This window comes from Paraburkholderia sp. NMBU_R16 (assembly GCF_013282575.1).
GTDB lineage: Bacteria > Pseudomonadota > Gammaproteobacteria > Burkholderiales > Burkholderiaceae > Trinickia.
In genome coordinates this window covers 1-251 of the sequence record NZ_JAAAYE010000478.1, presented here as the reverse complement: position 1 = coordinate 251, position 251 = coordinate 1, and the positions used below count along the sequence as shown (strand labels likewise).

Here is a 251-nt window from a genome sequence, read left to right as displayed (position 1 = left end):
CAACATGCGCCGCGCGTCAATCAACAAACGCTTGTCAGCGTCAATCAACATCGGCATCATCAACCTCGCCGCGACATTCTCATCTTGTTTGTCGCGCGTCTCTCATCCAGATTGTCGCGCCACAGCAAATGCATCGGCATGGCCACCCCGCTCGATGCCATCGCCAACAGCACGCGCCGGCGACAGCGGCCTGCGCCCGAACCGGCCACTGCCGCAACGACTACCGGCCCGAACCTGATCGAGCTTGCCCA

At 61.8% G+C, this 251-nt stretch carries 1 pseudogene; it reads left to right on the top strand.

The features are described from left to right. Nucleotides 1-251 (top strand): annotated as a pseudogene (locus GWC77_RS29415) (hypothetical protein); the annotation flags it as partial.